The sequence below is a fragment of the Mesorhizobium sp. WSM4815 genome, assembly GCF_055811575.1.
Genome location: NZ_JBVVQS010000095.1, coordinates 138,194 through 154,199, shown reverse-complemented (window position 1 = coordinate 154,199; position 16,006 = coordinate 138,194). Strand labels below are relative to the sequence as shown.

The window sequence follows — 16,006 nt, the reverse complement described above, 5'->3', positions numbered from 1 at the left end:
ACGCGGCGCGCCTGGATATCGGAGTTGCTTGCCATGGATAGGAACGACCAGCAGGCGATCGCCACTCTTTTCGAGAAACTTGCCAATGTCGAGCGGCAGACGCCGCCGCGCGACGCCGAAGCGGAACGCTTCATCAACGATCAGATTGCCCGGCAGCCCGGCGCCCCATACTACATGGCGCAGACGATCGTTGTGCAGGAACAGGCGCTGAACGCGGCACAGGCCCGCATCGAAGACCTGGAGCAACAGGCACAGCAGCCTGCCGGCGGCGGATTGCTTGGCGGCCTCTTTGGCAGCGGCGGCGCCAGGCGCTCGAGTTCGGTCCCGCGGGTCGGGCGCACCGCTGCCGCTGCGCTGCAGGAGCCGCTTTCGGGCGATGATCGGCGCAGCGCAGGCGGCGGTTTCCTCGCCGGAGCCGCGCAAACTGCGATGAGCGTGGCCGGCGGCGTGCTTCTCGGCAACGCGATCGCCGGCATGTTTGGCGCAAGCCAAGCGCAGGCAACCGAGCCGGCGGCGCCACAGGCAGAGGAGGGCGGTTCCGACCAGGCAGATGATGCCGGCTCCGATGGCGGCGGCGATTTTGGCGATATTGACTTCTGACAAGGAGCGGCAAGCGCGCAGCGCGGTCTGAGCAGGAAATCGGCCTTCACGCGAGTCTGTGGTGTCGCGGCAAGTCTGGCAATGACAAGGCGAAGGGCAGGGTGCGGCCCTAAGCCGCCATGTCATCAACCTAAAAGTAAATGATGCAGTGCATTCACAGCGGCAGGGCGATGACGACTTGGGGCCGGATATACGATGGGTGATTTGCTACAATTTCTCGGTGACGTGCTGGGTAACTTGATATCGGGCAATCGTTCGAAGTCGAAATTTATGCGATGGTTGGAACGCGCCGTCATTGCAATTGTATGGGGCCTGATCCCGCTTGTGCTTTATCGGATGTACTCGTGATGATGACCGCAGTCGGCGCCTTTCAGATGTTCATTAGATTGCGCCGAGAGCTTTAACGATCTCAGAAACAGTCACTATTTTGGCTATCTTGCCGTTCATGTAATCCAGGGAGACGCGCGCGTGCTCTGCGTCGTAGGAGCCGACGCATTCCTCGGCCAGGACCACCCGGAAATCTCGTTGATAGGCGTCTACCGCAGCCATTCGGATGCAGGCGTGCGTATTCACGCCGCATAAGACCAGTTCATCGATGCCCATTTCCGCCAGTAGCTCGTCAAGCCCGGTCTTGAAGAACGCGCTGTAACGCTTCTTAATGATCGTCGCATCCCTTGGCTGCCAATCGAGCCCCGCGTGAAGCTGGGCACCTCTCGTGCCCTGAATTGTAACGGCGATACGTTTGTCGCGCATCTCAAGGAATGCGTCACTGAGATCCGAACGGAACTCCTGCCGCACCCAGATAACCGGGAGCTGTAAACTTCTGAAAGCGCCCACCAACCGGTTGGTGTTCTGAACCAGTCGATCGGCCCTATCTGCGTCCCAAAGGTCGAGATACTCATTCAGCAGGTCGATGATGATGAGGCAGCGTTTGACCATGGTCGAGCTGTATGAAGCGCCGAATGCAGCTTTGTGACAACGTCGTATCTCTGGCCGGTTGTCAAAGCGATTTAGAGACACGACACCGTTTGCCGAGGCCTGCGATCAGGTCGATCACCTGCGCAAGGTGAGGCCGCCCGGCGCCACGCCGGCATGATGCCGGGATCTACCCATCCGAAAGTCGCATAAGATAGGCCTCGGCCAGGACCGTCCGGAGCCGACAGGCCAAGATCGCTGTCAAACAGACGTTCCCAGCTTGACAGATGGCGATCGCTCCTCTATCTACCGACTAGTAGGTATGTTAGAGAGTCAAAGTTCATGCTGGCGGGACAATCCGACACCTGGAACGAAAGACTGGGCGCGCTGGTCAAGCGGGTCGGCGGATTAGCAAATGCGACCCGCCGGTTACGAGCGCCTTCCATAAGGTGGAAGCCGCCACGCAAGAGAGGGACCTATGTCTCCGCGCGCTCGAAGTCTATGAGCAGCTTTGATCGAGCGATCGGCTGGCTGCGCGCCGACCGGTAATGTGAAGCAATTGGAACGGCGCGCGCCAAGAGGCGAGGCGGATGGAAAGACCATGGCAATCGCAACACGTGATGCACTGATCAAGACCGCGGAGGGTCTGATACGGACCAGAGGGTATGCGGCCTTCAGTTATGCGGATCTGGCCAAAACGGTGGGCATCAGCAAGCCGACCATCCACCATCATTTCCCCGCCAAGGAGGATCTCGGGACCGCCATCGTCGAAGCCTATATTGATCGGGTCCGGCGTGACTTCGATCGGATCGAGGCCGAGAACGGTGGCGTCATCGCACGTCTCGAAGCCTTCTTTACAATGTTCCGGAAGAGCACCGAGAGCGGGTTTTTGCCCTTGTGTGGTGCGCTGGCCGCGGAAATGTCGGCGCTCCCGGCTGGGCTGCAAAAGATGACCAAACGCTTCTTCGACATTCAGCTCAAGTGGCTGAGCGGGATCATCGAGCAGGGAATAGGCCGCGGCGAAATTCCGCTCGGGTGCGGCGCCAGGCAGAAGGCCTTCATGCTGTTAAGTTTGCTGGAGGGTTCCAGCTTCATCGACTGGGCAACCAAAGACGGCGATGTCATCGACGACGGCATCATCCGCCTCATCATAGAAGGCACCTGAGAACGGCCACGCGGTCGGGCCCCGGGGTTCGGTGAACCGTGGCGGCATCCATTTCCCTTGAGAGCCAACCAACTAGTCGGGTTGGAGCGGCAACGACAAAGTCCGTGGTGACCACATCTCGCGACCTAAAAAGGCGGCTACCCGCCGCCTGGGGTCGATCCTCTTCCACCATCACTCCACATCCAGAAACAAGGACATCTCACATGACTGACAATCCCAATAGGATCGACCCCAATGGCATCGATGTTGCCGCCCTTCAACAGTTTGCCATGGGGGTCGCCGAAGACCCGTCGAAGCGCAGCGCGCGGTTCAACGTCAAGACGAAGTGGGCCGGCCAGACCCGCTCCGTCGCGACCGTCAGCCACTTTTCGCTGGGCGGTTTGGAGCATCAGCGCAACTTCGAGATCGCCGCGGACGAGCCGACCGAACTGCTCGGCCAGAATTCGGCGCCCAACCCCCAGGAACTGCTGATGGCGGCGCTTAATGCCTGCCTGACCGTCGGTTACGTCGTCAATGCCGCGGCGATGGGCATCACCGTACACAGCCTCGAGATCGAGACCGACGGCGAACTCGACCTTCGCGGTTTCCTCGGGCTCGATGAGAGCGTCAACCCCGGCTACGACGAGGTCAGCTACGTCGTTCGCCTGACGACCGACGCCCCGCGCGACCGGCTGGAAGAACTTCACGCCGTCGTCACCAGGACATCGGTCAACCTGGCGAACTTCTCAAAGGCGATCCGGATGGTCTCGAAGCTGGAGATCGTCGAGGCCTAGGTCCCTCCAAGCCAACCTTCCTGTCGACACCGGGCGCCCGCAACTACCATGAGCAAGCTATCACCTCCTGCGACCTGTCGGGCGCCACCCTTGCCAATCGCGTCGTCATTGGCCGTCCAATGTCGGCCGGCCCTCCCAACATGATGGCGGCAATGGGCCGTCGCTCGCAGTCCTGTTGATACTGGCGCACCCATGACCTTCGACTTCGACCGCATCATTCCACGCACCGCGACCAACGCCGTGGCCGAGGACGGTTTCGAGAACTATCTGTTCGGCGGCGACGCCGATTTGAAGTTGCCAGTCCCTCGATCTGAATTGATCTCGATGTGGGTCGCGGACATGCAGTTCGCCGCGCCGCAAGCTGCCCTCGATGCAATGACGGAACGGCTGGCGCACCCGATCTTCGGGTACACGATGAACATGGGCGACGAACTCTACGACGCGTTCCATGCCTGGTGCGTCGAGCGATACGACTGGCGCTTCGAACGCGAGGCCTTGCAGGTGTCGCTGGGCGTTATCCCCGCGCTCTATGCGCTTGCGGAGTATCTTTGCGCGCCAGGGGACAAAATTCTGACCCTGACGCCCGCCTATGGCTATTTCCAGCGCGCAGCCGTTCAGACCGGCCATGAACTGGTGTCATCCGCGCTCGTCTTGAAGGATGGGCTTTATGAAATCGACTTCGTCGATTTCGAGGCGAAGGTGAAGGACCCGTCTGTCACGCTGTTCTTCCTGTGCCACCCACACAATCCGACCGGCCGCGCCTGGACGGAGCACGAACTGCGCCGTGTGGGCGAATTCTGCTTCGCCAATGGCGTTCGTGTGGTGTCGGACGAAATTCACGCCGATTTGTTGCGTCGGGGCAAACGGCACCTCCCGCTGGCGAAGCTGTTTCCGGACAGCAAGGACATCGTCACCTGTATGGCGGTCAGCAAGACGTTCAACCTCGCTGGACTGATGCTCGCGACCGTCATCATCCCGGATCCGTCGCTTCGCGCGCAGTGGCGCGAGCGGCACTATCCGTTCGTCAATCCGATCAGCCTTGCCGCGGCGGTCGCGGTTTACACCGATGGAGGTGCGTGGCTGGACGCGCTACGCACCTATCTCGACGAAAACTTTCGGATGGTTGCGGCCTTCCTTGGCCAACATCTGCAACAAGCCCGCTTCAAGATCCCCGATGCGACCTATCTCGCCTGGGTCGACTTGTCGGCCTATTTCCCACGGCCGATCAACCTGACGCGCTTCTTCCTGGAAAAAGCAGGCGTCGTACTGGAAGGCGGTGAGATGTTCGTGTCGAACGGTGGCTGCCATGTTCGCCTCAACATCGCATGCCCACGGCCAGTGCTGTCGAGCGCCCTCATGCATATACATCAGGCGCTTGCGGGGCGAGGGACCCAACCAATCAACGCGGATGCAAGGCCGCTGCGGTAACCCCGAAGATCGCTTCGGCGGAAGTTTCGGGTTTTGCCGACAGAGCGGAAGGCACCGGCCTGTTCGGCTGGGGGCCTTGTGCTCGGCCTCAGTCGCCGCATGCATGGTGGTCGGGATGTCGCCGGCGTCGATGCAGCAGACCGGCTTGCCGTGCCGGGATAGGTGCTGCCGTGACCGGCTCCGAAGATCACCGCACGGGCGTCTGGCCATTGGCGAGACGATCGGGGAAGCCGAGAAAGGGAGGCGGTCATTTTGATGGTCTTGAGGATTTCGGTGCTGTAGGGGACGAAATCCTACGCTAAGCCGATCGACGCAAAAATCAGAGAGGCTTTCCGTCGGTTCACGCTGAGAATTCCACCCATCAAAAAGTCGCATAAGAGAGATTATGGAACTGATGTGCGTTGTGATTGCGTTGCTTTTCGGCCCAACCGCAGTTCCTTGTTTCCTTTGGAACCAGCGGAACTGCGGTTGATGGCGTTGCGCCTCCTGCGACGCACACAAGTTCCTACGCCGCCTGTGGCACGCAGGCCTCGCAGATCGCCGCGACGTGCCGGTGGTCGGTGCCGCAGCAGCCGCCCAGGATGCGCATCGTCGGAAACGAAGCTGTCAGCCTGCTGTAGCGCCGCCCGAGATCGTCCGGGTCGCCCGCGTCGAGCGTTTCCGATTCATCCAGTTCGGCATGGCTTTTGGTTGAAGCGTTCGCCTTCACGCCATAGACGCGATCGAGCCAGCGCTCGCCCTTGTTCAGCGCCTGCATGAAATGCGTCGGATGGGCGCAGTTGATCATATAGTAGGCCGGCGCACCGTCTGTCGCGTCGTCGACCCTGTCGATCGCCTCGCCGAGCGCCATGCCGGTCACCAGCTTGCCGTCCGTCTCCACGGTGAACGAGATCATGCACGGCATGGCATGCGCCTTGGCAGCCCGCGCCACGCCGATTGCCTCGTGGAAATTGGTGAGCGTATAGGCCGCAACCATGTCGGCCTCGGTCCGCGCGAAACTCTCGATCTGCGCCGCGTGATAGGCTTCCGCCTCGCTGGCGTCCATCTTGCCGGCTTTGTAGCCGTCGCCGCGCGGCCCGATCGCGCCGCTGATGACGCACGGCGTTTCGGCGGTCTCGAACTCATTGCGCAGGTCGAGAAGAAGCTCGATCGAGGCCTCGTTGACGGCCCGCAACGCTTCCGGCCCGTAGCCGAGCAAGGTTCCCCAATCGGGGTTGGCTCGCCACGTCGGCGTGTCGAGGATGAAGCCGGTCCCGTTTCTGCGCGCAATGGTCAGATAACGGACAAAATATTCCCTCAGCTTCTGCCGGCCTTCAGCCGTTGCCATCAGCGTGAATGAAGCAAAGTGCGGAAGGTCGAGGCCTTCGTGAAAGATGAGGGTCGTTTCCATGCCGCCATCGCTCAGGAATGTTCTGTTGGCGAGTTGCGGCAGATTCTGGCGGTACTTGGCCATGTTTGTCTCCAGTGGTAAGATGACACCGTGCCGCCCTGATGGCGGCCGGTTCGCAATAGCCAGGTTTTAGCAGTACGTGCCGCCGGTGCGGTAGAAGGCTTGTGGTCCGGTACTCCACCGAAGTGGAAACCGCAGCAATTACAGGCGGATAGCCGCGCTGGGCCGGTCATATTGCTATCGGTGCCGATGGTGGCGGGTGTGAAAACCATACCGCCGGTACAGTAGATCTAAGGGCATTCGGCCATGCGCAAAGGTGCGGAAACGCGCGAACGCATTCTGGAGATCGCCGAGGCCTCGGTGCTCGCCAAGGGGTTCGGCGCGACGTCCATCGAGGAGGTGATCGCCGAAGCCGGCATCACCAAGAGCGGCTTCTTCTATCATTTCAAGGACAAGAACGAACTCGCCCGCGCCTTGATGCTGCGCTACGTCGAGGAGAACGATCGCATCTTCGATGATGTGTTTCACCGCGGCCGGCAATTGTCCGATGATCCGTTGCAGTCGTTCCTGATCACGCTCAAGCTGCTTGCCGAGCTGATGGGTGACTTGCCGAACGGCCACCCCGGCTGCCTGATCGCGACGTTCACCTATCAGGAGCGCCTCTTTGACCGCACCGTTCGCGACATCGCCGCCGCCGCCGTCCGCTCCTGGAACGGGCGGTTTCGCGATGCGCTGAACGAGATCGCGGCCGTTTATCCTGCCCGCAAGGGCATGGACCTCGACGACGTCGCCATCATGTTCTCCTGTGTGATCGATGGCGGCATCATCATGTCGCGCGGGCTCGGCGACCCGCGTGTCCTCGAACGCCAGATCCTCGCCTTCCGCAACGTCGTAAAGATGTTGTTCGCGCCGGCGGCGCCCGAAATCATGCAGCCGCCCACCGCCATCGCCGCCGAATAGAGTGCGCCGGGCGGCGCTCGCTTCAGCCTCGAGACTGCGTATCAGGCGCGTTCGATTCAGACTGCCAGCGTCTTTCCGCTGGTTTCTCCCTGGAACACCAGGGATTTGACGATCTGGGCGACTGTGCAGCCGCATTGCGCGGCGGCTTCCTCGGCGGTGCGTGTCGAGGCGCCCATGCGCCTGATTTCGATGTCGAGGCCGGCATCGGCCGCTGCCCTGGTCACACGATCAATGCTTCCAGCCATGAAGAACCGAACCTATCATGCAGATTCATAAGGGATTTCGATCGTCATGCCGTCATAGGCCGGGTCGATGTCGGCCGGCGTCTCGGCAATCACCGCAGCGTAGTCGAGCGGCACATGCATATGCGTCAGTACGGCCTTTTTCGGCGCCAGTTTTTCGATCCAGCCGAGTGCCTGGCCGAGCGACAGATGGCTCGGATGCGGCCTGTATTGCAGCGCATCGATGACCAGCACGTCGAGATCGCGCAGCCGTTCGGCGGTGGCGTCGGGGAAATCACTGACATCGGGGCAATAGGCGAGGCCGCCGATGCGAAACCCAAGCGATATGATGTCGCCATGGATCTGCGGCAGCGGCTCAAGGGTGAGGGCACCCCCCTCGCCTTCGATCACCACCGGCCTGGCATGGTCGATGATATGGGGCTCGACAATGGGCGGATAGGAACTGCCTAACGGTGTTTCGAAACAATAGCCGAACGCTTCCCGTAACCGCAGCATGGTCGGCTGGTCGGCGTGGATATCGATCCGATGACGCTGCTCGAGCACGAAGCCGCGCAAATCGTCGATGCCGTGGATGTGGTCGGCATGCGGATGCGTATAGACGACCGCATCGATGCGCCTGACTGAAGCCAGCAGCATCTGCGCGCGGAAATCCGGCCCGGTGTCGATGACGACTGTGGTCCTGTCGCCGTTTGCCGCGATCCGCTCGATGAGCGCTGCGGTGCGCATGCGCCGGTTCCTCGGATTGGCCGGATCGCAATTGCCCCAGTCGCCGGTGATGCGCGGCGTGCCCGGCGATGAGCCGCAGCCGAGAATGGTGAGGCGCAGCCGGTCGCTCATGCGTCAAACGCTCAGCGCGGTCGGCCGCGGCATCTTGCTGAACAGCCGGAAGAAATTGTCCGTGGTGACAGCGGCGATGTCAGCCTCGCTGACGCCGATCGTTTCGGCCAGCACCTTGGCCGTATGCGCGACATAGGCAGGCTCGTTGCGCTTGCCGCGAAACGGTACCGGCGCAAGGTACGGCGCGTCGGTTTCGACCAGCAGGCGGTCATGTGGCACATCGGCGGCGATGGCGCGCAGCTCGGCTGAATTCTTGAAAGTCACGATGCCGGAAAAGGAAACATAGCCGCCGAGCGCCACGCCGATTTCGGCCAGCCTGCGCCCTGACGAAAAACAGTGCAGGATGAACGGGAAGGCGCCCTTCCCTGTTTCCTCCTTGAGGATATCAGCCATGTCGCTGTCGGCATCACGCGCGTGGATGACCAGAGGCAGGCCCGTCTCGCGCGCTGCGGCGATGTGCGTGCGAAAGCTCTGCGCCTGCGCATCGCGCGGCGCATGATCGTAGAAATAGTCGAGCCCGGCCTCGCCGATCGCCACCACTTTGCGATGAGCGGACAGCCGGACAAGCGCCTCGACAGTCACGTCCAGCTCCTCGGCGGCGTTGTGAGGATGGGTGCCGACAGAGCAATAGACTTCGTCGAAAGATTCAGCGATCTCAATCACTTGTTGGAACCGCTTCACACGCGTCGAGATCGTCACCATGCGACCGATTCCAGCGGCCAAGGCGCGGGCGACGATGGCCGCCCGCTCCTCTGCGAAATCCGGAAAGTCGAGATGGCAGTGACTGTCGACCAACATCAGATGTTCGCGTCCGGTTGCTCGACGTAACGCGGAAACACGCCCTCCGGCGCGGGCAGAGTAACCCCCGATACCAGCGCATGGTCCGCGTGGACATGCACGAAATCGCGGCTGTCCGCCGGTACGGCCAGCAGGTCGAGCAGCTTGGCGGCCGATCCCGGAATGAAGGGCTGGCACAGCAGCGCCACGCGTCGGACGACTTCCGCGGTCGTCCACAGCACCGTTTCCATGCGCGCCAGATCGGTCTTTCTGAGCGCCCAGGGTTCCTGCGAGGCGAAGTAGCGATCGGCCTCCGCCACGACGCCGAAGATCGCCGCCAGCGCCAGATGGATAGCCTGCTCCGCCATTGCCTTGCGTGCAGCAGCAAGCGCCTCCACAGTCTGATCGAGGATTGCCCTGTCGGCCTCCGCCAGTTCGCTGCGTTTCGGCACCATGCCGCCGCAGTTCTTGGCGATCATCGACAGCGAGCGCTGCGCCAGATTGCCAAGGCCGTTGGCGAGGTCGGCATTGGTGCGGTTGACGATGGCGTCGTGGCTGTAGCTGCCGTCCTGGCCGAACGGCACTTCGCGCATGAAGAAATAGCGCACCTGGTCGAGACCGTAATGCTCGATCATCGCGAACGGATCGACGACATTGCCGACCGACTTCGACATTTTCTCGCCGCGGTTGAACAGAAAGCCGTGACCGAAGACACGGTTCGGCAAGGGGAGTCCTGCCGACATCAGGAAGGCCGGCCAATAGACTGCGTGGAAGCGCACAATGTCCTTGCCGATGATGTGTGCATCGGCAGGCCAGAAACGCCAATTGTCAGCATTTTCATCGGGATATCCGGCAGCGGTGATGTAGTTGGTCAGCGCGTCGACCCAGACATACATCACATGCTTCTCGTCGCCCGGCACCGGAACGCCCCAGTCGAACGTGGTCCGCGAAATCGAAAGATCCTTCAGGCCCGACTTGACGAAGCTGACCACCTCGTTGCGCCGTTCGGCCGGGCCGACGAAGTCGGGCTGGTCTTCGTAGAGTGCCAGCAGCTTGTCCTGATAGGCCGACAGACGGAAGAAATAGCTCTCTTCCTCAACCCATTCGACCGATGTTCCCTGCGGCCCGTAGCGGAGATCGTCGGCGCGGACCTCGGTTTCTTCTTCACCGTAATAGGCTTCGTCGCGTACCGAATACCAGCCGGCATAACCGCCCTTGTAGATGTCGCCATTGGCGGCCATCGCCTTCCAGATCGCCTGAGAGGCTGCGTAGTGCCGCTTTTCGGTGGTGCGGATGAAATCGTCATTGGAGGCGTTGAGCGCAACGGCCATGCGCTGGAAGTCGGCCGAATTGCGGTCGGCCAGTTCACGCGGCAAAATACCTTCCTTCTTCGCCGTCTGCAGCATCTTGATGCCGTGCTCGTCGGTGCCGGTGAGGAAGAAGACTTGTTTGCCGTCGAGCCGCTGAAAGCGGGCGAGTGCGTCGGTGGCGATAAGCTCGTAGGCATGGCCGATATGCGGCTTGCCATTGGGATAGGAAATCGCCGTGGTGATGTAGAAGGTGTCGCGTGACATGAATTAACCGTCATGAATGTCTGAATGAAAGATGTCGGTGGATATCGCATCGAAACGGCGATTGCCATCCCGATGGGCCGTCACATTCGCATTGCAGAATTCAGGCGGTCGATCATGGTCAAGGCATGCTGCTTCCTGTCGAGATTGTAGGTGTCGGTCTCAGATATAGCGTTCAAAGCCTCGTGCCAAGTATCGGACAGCGTTTTGGCCCGCGCCAGATCGCCCGCCAGCGCGGCCTGGCTTGCGCCGGTCGAGAGCAGGTCGAGCGCCCGGCGATTGAAAATCTCGAACTGGATCGCCCGGTCGCGCCCGGCGACCGCCTCCGCGAGGCGATAGGCGCCGGCAACATCGCTCTTTGCCGCTGTCGCCAGGGCGTCGAGCGTCTCGGCGATTTCCAGCCCGCCATACTGCGTCAACAGTATTGCGGTGCGCGCGCTGCCCCCTGCCCGCTTGGCCAGTGCCGCGCGCGCCGCGGGATCGTCCGGTGGCGGTGGCTCGACGCTCTCCAGAACCGTCATCAGGCTCTCGGCATCCAGCGGCGTCAGCCGCACCATCTGGCAGCGTGAGCGGATCGTCGGCAACAGGCTGCCCGGCGCGTGGACGATGAGGATGAACAAGGTGCGTGCAGGTGGTTCTTCAAGATTCTTCAGCAAGGCGTTGGCCGCATTGGTATTCATGTCGTCGGCCGGATCGACGATCACCACCCGGTAGCTGCCGTCGTGCGAGGTCAGCGACAGGAAACGGCTGACCTTGCGGATCTCGTCGACGGTGACGACCGTCTTGAAACTCTTGGTCTTGTCGTTCGGCGGGCGGGTCAGATGCAGCACCGAAGGATGCGCGCCGGTGGCGATCTGGCGAAACAGCGATGACGCCGGATCGGGAACGGCAAGCACCTCCGGCGCCTGTTCGAACGCCGGATGCTTCAACAGATGATGCGCCAGATGAAAGGCGAGCGTCGCCTTGCCGATGCCGACCGGCCCGACAAAGATCAGCGCATGCGGCAGCTTCCCGGAGCGATAGGCTGATGCCAGCATGTTCGCTGCCTGGTCATGTCCGACCAGGCGCGGCGTCTCGGATGGCTCCGGTACGCCGTCAAGCGTGTCGTGCTGTTCTGGTGCGATCCGTTCGAAAATCATCCCGGCGCCTGCTTCCTGTGTCTCGGCGTCATCGTCTCCAGCGCCGCGAACACGGCGCCGGCGACGACATTCTCCACCGTGTCGGGGTCGGCGGAGGCGTCGACGACGATGCAGCGCTCGGGTTCTGCCGCGGCGATCGCCAGAAACGCTTCGCGGCGGCGCTGATGGATATCAAGCGTTTCCTTTTCGAAGCGGTCGGCGCCGGCATCGGTGCCGCGCCGTGCGGTGGCGCGCCGCAGTCCTTCGGCCGGGTCGAGATCAAAGATCAGCGTCATGTCGGGCACCATGCCGTTGATGGCGATCTTTTCCAGCGCGTCCATGAAGGCTGGATCGAGGCCGCCGGTGACGCCCTGGTAGACGCGCGAGGAGTCCATGAAGCGATCACAAAGCACGACCGAGCCGCGCTCGACCGCCGGCCGGATGACTTGCTCGACATGGTCGGAACGCGCGGCGGCGAACAGCAGCGCCTCCATTCTGGGGCCGAATGGCTCGGCAGCGCCGGAAAGCAGGACATGCCGGACCGCCTCTGCGCCTGGCGAGCCGCCCGGCTCGCGCGTGACAACGACATCGTATTGCTTGGCGCGCATCTTGCCGGCCAGGCGCTCGATCTGCGTCGACTTGCCTGCCCCTTCTCCGCCTTCGAAGGTGATGAAAAATCCGCTCACCAAAGCCTTTGTCCATGCTGAGGGACCGTAATAGTCCGGACTTGAGAAAAGGTCCACGCCGCGGCTGCTAACGCAGCCAGCCGACCGCCAGTTCCTTGGCGGCATCGAGCGCGCGTTGCGGCAGCGAGCCGACGCCAACCGGCTCGGCGGCGAACAGCGGCGTCTCCTGGCTCAGCGTGTCACCGATCCAGACCCGCAGCGCACCCACCGGTTGCCCCTCCTCCACTGGGGCTGCAACCGGTCCCTCATAGACGATCCTGGCGGTCAGCTTGTCGCGGTTGGCGATCGGCAGGAAGATGACCACGGGCGCTTTTGCCTTCAGCGCCACGCCGGATTTCGCACCGCCGAAAACCTGGGCCTCGCCGACCACCTCATCCTTGGCGAAAATCTCGGTTTTCTCAAAGGAACGAAGGCCCCAATCGAGCAGCTTTCGCGCTTCCTCGGCGCGCTCGCGGTCGCTTGCCAGGCCGCTCATCGCCGCAATGACCCGCCTGCCACCTTGGCTGACCGAGCCGACGATGCCGAAGCCGGATGCCTCGCTCCTGCCCATCGCCAGGCCGTCGGCGCCGATATCCATCGCCAGCAGCGGGTTGCGGTTCCTCTGGGTGATTTTGTTCCAGGTGAAATCCTTCTGGCCGTAGTAGTGATAGAGGTCCGGGTACTCGCGCCAGATATGCAGGGCAAGGAGCGCAAGCTCTCGAACCGTCGTCTGCTGACCATCGGCCGGCAGGCCGGTTGCATTGACGAATGTCGATTTCTCGAGGCCAATCTGCCTTGCGCGCTCGGTCATCTCAGTCGCGAAATTCGCCTCCGATCCGGCAAAACCTTCGGCGATGATGATGCAGCCGTCATTGGCTGCGTGGACCGTCACGCCCTGGATCAGGTCTTGAAGCCGGATCGTCGACTTGAGCTGGGCAAACATCGTCGACGTCCCGGATGGCGCGCCGCCGGTGCGCCATGCGTTCTCACTCACCACGTATGTATCGTCGAGCGTCACGCGCCCCGATTTGATGGCGTTGAAAACCACCTCCATTGTCATCAGCTTGGCCAGCGACGCAGGCTGAATCGGCCTGTCGGCATCCTTGGAAAACAGCACCGTTCCGGTTTCGGCATCGATCATGAAGGCCTGCGCGGCCTTGGTTTCGAAAAGCTGCGCCGCGGCCGGAGCCAGCGAAAGCAGCAGGATGCCAAAACCCAGAAGCCCGGCGAGAGGCGCGGCGAAGCGAAATTTCATGAGAAGTTCGACCTGTCAGCCGGCATCTTTTGGGGCAAGCTCTAGGCTATCAGGCTTTGTCCCGGCCGAGCAACCGCGCGATGGACAACTGGCCAAAACTTCAGGTTTTGCCGGTCAATTCCGAACCACGAGCGCGTCCGGCGCGCCATGCGACCATGCCGCCTGCAGCATGTCGTCCAGGCTGCCATGGCCGTCCGGATAGAGATTGACTGAATACCAATCCTTGCCCTCGAATTCGGAGCGCTGGATTTCGGTCTTGCCAAAGCCGGAAAGCTGGGTTGCCACCTGCTGCGCCTCGGCGGCATCCTCGAACGAGCCCGCCGCGATATAGTCGGTGGGCGAAGCGGCCGAAGGACCTTGCCGCTTCCACGATTGCAGGATTTCGGCGGGCGACATGCCGGCGCCATCCAGCCCGGCAAAAACAACGGAGGCGCGCTGCACGCGTTCGGTCGCGTAAGACAGCGTCGCTACGGCGAACGGCGATTGCGGCGGCAGATTGATCTGCGGCCGTTCCGGCACGATCGGCCCGAAATCCGGCAGCGTCACGCTGCCAGCGGCCGGCGTCTGCGCCGCCACGACAGGCTGTGCCGATGCGGAATTCGTCAACTGACCGGGAAAGGCAGCGGCTGCGGCCAACGCCGTGCTCGGCGATGGTCCGTTCATGGCGATCATGACGCCGGTGGGCAGGCCGTCCGACGGATCCGGCGCCCTGTTGCCGGGATGGTAAGAGGCCATCAGATAGTGTTCGTCATTGCCGTGAAGCGGCGCCCGTCCGACATATTCGACCTTCACCTTGGCCGTGCCGATATTGGCATAGTCGAGCATTTCGGCGGCGCGCTTCGACACATCGATGATGCGCCCGTCATGGTAAGGACCGCGATCGTTGACGCGCACGACGACCGAGCTGCCGGTCTTCAGGTTGGTGACGCGGGCATAGCTCGGCAGCGGCATTGTCGGATGCGCGCCGGTCAGATGTGTCATGTCGTAGACTTCGCCGTTGGCGGTCAGCCTGCCGTGGAAGGCTTCGCCATACCAGGAGGCGAGACCCTTCTTGGCGTAGCGCTTGTCTTCCTTCGGATAATACCACTTGCCGCGCACTTGATAGGGCTTGCCGAGCTGATCGCGTCCGCCGCCACGCTGCAGGCCCGACATCTTGAAGCTAACGCGCGGGCTGGCTTTTACGCCATATTCGGATTCGGCAAAATATTCCTTGGAGCGAGGCTTCTTGTTAACCATTGCCTTTGGCTGTGGCGGCGCCGCGCAAGCCGCCAGCAAGGCAGCCGACAGGGCACACAACGCGAAAGCGGAAGCGCGACGAAGACGCGGGCGCGTCGTGCGTGGCATTTTTCGATTGTCCCCTCTCAACAAAGGCGCCGCCACTTGAACGTCGGCAAGGCCAAAACCTACCCGACAATGCCAGCGACACCTTGATTCGCAATCCCTTGTGCACAGGAATTGTTTATCACCGTATTAATCGATTATGGTCGGAACCGGGCGAGATTGTGGCACAAGCCGTCCCGGCGATCGCTGTGAGAAATCACGGCGTTTCGAGCTTCGGCGCAGCGCTGCTCGTCCTGCTCAAGCCCGCCGTCAAGCACCCGCGCCCTGCCCCTGGCAGGAACCGGCAACAGCCGGTTGACAGGACTTCGTTGGGCGCACTAGAGCAATGAAGCGCGAACGATCTCCGAGGCGTGCCCACAGGGTGCGCGTTGCGATCAGGACGAGCATCCAGGTGGTTGAAAAATCACGATGGAGGGATGGCCGAGCGGTTTAAGATCCAGTGCGGACTTTTCAATGCTAGTTCCTCCACCCACCGGTAGGATCGCGCAGTTGAGGCACCGTTGCGTTGCAAAAAGCGTAGCAACTCGTTCACCGGCTGTTCTGGGCTCGCGCTCCCAAGGATTTCCTGCGACTATCGGCAGGTCCGGGCGCTACGGTATCGGACAGGACGACGCGGCACGAACGGCGCTGCTGGGTCTTCAAATGCTTGATAGACAAGGCGTTGCGGGTACGCGACGGGATGGGCAGGGATGGCTGGCAGCGAATTTCAAGACCGGTGCCTGATAGATGCCGTCATATTCCCACGACGTCGTGTCACCCTGTTTTTGGCTTCCGCGCTTAGCTTTCTATCGAGCCAGTCGAGCGCCGAATTTCGTACCCTCACGTATGCCGAACAGGCCATCAAATGGAATTCCACGCTTGACTTGATCGCTCAAACGCAGGGTCTTTCGGGATCGGACGCATTTACGGCCAAACAGATCGCTGCAGCGTGGCAATTCCTCGGGCCGTGTCGCGGAAGCGCCAATGATC

14 protein-coding genes and 1 pseudogene are annotated in these 16,006 nt (G+C 61.8%); 5 read left to right on the top strand and 10 right to left on the bottom strand.

Annotated elements, in window-relative coordinates:
- The first annotated feature begins 33 nt into the window (after positions 1–33).
- Positions 34–600 carry a DUF2076 domain-containing protein gene (locus AC0L2B_RS17950; RefSeq protein ID WP_473746306.1) on the top strand — a complete coding sequence of 189 codons (567 nt, stop codon included), beginning with the start codon at positions 34–36 and terminating at the stop codon, positions 598–600.
- A gap of 381 nt (positions 601–981) precedes the next feature.
- Here AC0L2B_RS17950 and AC0L2B_RS17945 read toward each other — a convergent pair whose 3' ends face one another.
- Positions 982–1,539, bottom strand: a complete 558-nt coding sequence (locus AC0L2B_RS17945) for a cysteine hydrolase family protein (RefSeq protein WP_473746305.1) — start codon at positions 1,537–1,539, stop codon at positions 982–984.
- 487 nt (positions 1,540–2,026) lie between these two features.
- On the opposite strand from AC0L2B_RS17945, the gene AC0L2B_RS17940 reads away from it, so the two are divergent.
- From AC0L2B_RS17940 to AC0L2B_RS17930, 3 genes are all read left to right on the top strand, one after another.
- Complete coding sequence (locus AC0L2B_RS17940) at positions 2,027–2,680, top strand: TetR/AcrR family transcriptional regulator (protein ID WP_473746304.1); 654 nt, start codon at positions 2,027–2,029, stop codon at positions 2,678–2,680.
- A 203-nt stretch (positions 2,681–2,883) separates the two neighbouring features.
- Positions 2,884–3,453 carry an OsmC family protein gene (locus AC0L2B_RS17935; protein ID WP_473746303.1) on the top strand — a complete coding sequence of 190 codons (570 nt, stop codon included), beginning with the start codon at positions 2,884–2,886 and terminating at the stop codon, positions 3,451–3,453.
- A 240-nt stretch (positions 3,454–3,693) separates the two neighbouring features.
- Positions 3,694–4,881, top strand: coding sequence for a MalY/PatB family protein (locus AC0L2B_RS17930; protein ID WP_473746302.1), 1,188 nt, complete (start codon positions 3,694–3,696; stop codon positions 4,879–4,881).
- A gap of 505 nt (positions 4,882–5,386) precedes the next feature.
- Here AC0L2B_RS17930 and AC0L2B_RS17925 read toward each other — a convergent pair.
- On the bottom strand, positions 5,387–6,334 hold the full coding sequence (locus AC0L2B_RS17925; protein ID WP_473746301.1) for a homocysteine S-methyltransferase family protein: 948 nt from the start codon (positions 6,332–6,334) through the stop codon (positions 5,387–5,389).
- A gap of 243 nt (positions 6,335–6,577) precedes the next feature.
- On the opposite strand from AC0L2B_RS17925, the gene AC0L2B_RS17920 reads away from it, so the two are divergent.
- Positions 6,578–7,231, top strand: coding sequence for a TetR/AcrR family transcriptional regulator (locus AC0L2B_RS17920; RefSeq protein ID WP_023799208.1), 654 nt, complete (start codon positions 6,578–6,580; stop codon positions 7,229–7,231).
- 71 nt (positions 7,232–7,302) lie between these two features.
- Here AC0L2B_RS17920 and AC0L2B_RS17915 read toward each other — a convergent pair.
- The 8 genes and pseudogenes from AC0L2B_RS17915 to AC0L2B_RS17880 form a co-directional block, all read right to left on the bottom strand.
- Positions 7,303–7,476: pseudogene (locus AC0L2B_RS17915) on the bottom strand (YbaK/EbsC family protein); the annotation flags it as partial.
- A gap of 15 nt (positions 7,477–7,491) precedes the next feature.
- Positions 7,492–8,310, bottom strand: coding sequence for an MBL fold metallo-hydrolase (locus tag AC0L2B_RS17910; protein ID WP_473746300.1), 819 nt, complete (start codon positions 8,308–8,310; stop codon positions 7,492–7,494).
- A 3-nt stretch (positions 8,311–8,313) separates the two neighbouring features.
- Positions 8,314–9,108 carry a TatD family hydrolase gene (locus AC0L2B_RS17905; RefSeq protein WP_473746299.1) on the bottom strand — a complete coding sequence of 265 codons (795 nt, stop codon included), beginning with the start codon at positions 9,106–9,108 and terminating at the stop codon, positions 8,314–8,316.
- Positions 9,108–10,661 (bottom strand): methionine--tRNA ligase, encoded by a 1,554-nt coding sequence (metG, locus tag AC0L2B_RS17900; protein WP_473746298.1) that lies wholly within the window; start codon positions 10,659–10,661, stop codon positions 9,108–9,110. The genes AC0L2B_RS17905 and metG overlap by 1 nt, the downstream gene beginning before the upstream one ends.
- A gap of 80 nt (positions 10,662–10,741) precedes the next feature.
- The gene (locus AC0L2B_RS17895) at positions 10,742–11,797 is read right to left on the bottom strand and encodes a DNA polymerase III subunit delta' (protein ID WP_473746297.1); all 1,056 of its coding nucleotides are present in this window, start codon (positions 11,795–11,797) and stop codon (positions 10,742–10,744) included.
- Positions 11,794–12,465 carry a dTMP kinase gene (gene tmk / locus AC0L2B_RS17890; RefSeq protein ID WP_473746350.1) on the bottom strand — a complete coding sequence of 224 codons (672 nt, stop codon included), beginning with the start codon at positions 12,463–12,465 and terminating at the stop codon, positions 11,794–11,796. The genes AC0L2B_RS17895 and tmk overlap by 4 nt, the downstream gene beginning before the upstream one ends.
- Positions 12,466–12,529: 64 nt before the next feature.
- Entirely contained in the window at positions 12,530–13,696 is a 1,167-nt protein-coding gene (locus tag AC0L2B_RS17885) for a D-alanyl-D-alanine carboxypeptidase family protein (protein ID WP_473746296.1), read from the bottom strand.
- A 114-nt stretch (positions 13,697–13,810) separates the two neighbouring features.
- A complete protein-coding gene (locus AC0L2B_RS17880) occupies positions 13,811–15,040 on the bottom strand; it encodes a septal ring lytic transglycosylase RlpA family protein (RefSeq protein WP_473746295.1) in 1,230 nt (409 codons plus the stop codon).
- Positions 15,041–16,006 lie beyond the last annotated feature (966 nt).